Genomic DNA, 729 nt, shown 5'->3' on the forward strand with positions numbered 1-729 from the left:
ACGACGACTATGTCTGCCGCCATCGCCGCCAAATCAACAATGGCCCAATCGATGCTGTTTTCTGCGCGTAGCGCGAGTGCTTTGATGTTCTGTGCAATAAGCTCGGCGGCAACGAGTTCGATCTTGTTTAACAATTCAGAGTAAGTCAGTTCAACCGTTTGATTCGCTTCGTAGCCGACAAGTGCTACTCGATCTGGTGTCGTTTTTGCCCATTTTGTAATGGCATCGAGGAGAATATTCATACATCACCTATATTCTGGCGTTGTGTTTAACCAAGTTGTTCTGTGTTTGCGGTTTTAACGACGTTTACTTTTCTATCTAGGCTTGTTTGCGTTTTCTTTCTTGGACTAATCGAAGACGCTCTAGTCCTTTTTGCAAATTGCCAGCTAACACACGCGGTTGATGTTCGTAGTACGACCCCCAAGTGGACTCGGCATCGGGGACTTTGTTTTGATCGGCCTGCGCGATGATATGAGGCTCCAATCCTAGGCGCGCCATCATGGCGTGAAGTGGATCTGTCGCGGTGAAGATGCACCATTCAAAACCGAGGTTGACCAGCATTTCTGCGATGAGGTAGAAGTGAAGAGATGACATGCCCTTAGCGAAAGATGCCAAGTGACCGAATTCCACTAAGTTCGAACGTTTTACGTCGCAGTTAAATACGTTAGAAACCAGCTTTTGGGCGTCGTCTTCTAAATACTGTTCAAGGAACAAGGGCTCATCTTCGGC

At 47.3% G+C, this 729-nt stretch carries 2 protein-coding genes; both read right to left on the bottom strand.

Annotation, left to right across the window (positions count from 1 at the left end):
• Positions 1 to 242, bottom strand: a 242-nt coding sequence (locus R7R78_RS26095) for an AMP-binding protein (protein ID WP_225474611.1), incomplete at its 3' end; no start/stop codon positions are given.
• A gap of 76 nt (positions 243 to 318) precedes the next feature.
• Positions 319 to 729: thermostable hemolysin (locus R7R78_RS26100; RefSeq protein WP_225474612.1), on the bottom strand; the 411-nt coding region annotated here is incomplete at its 5' end.

This window comes from Vibrio sp. 2134-1, from assembly GCF_033339495.1.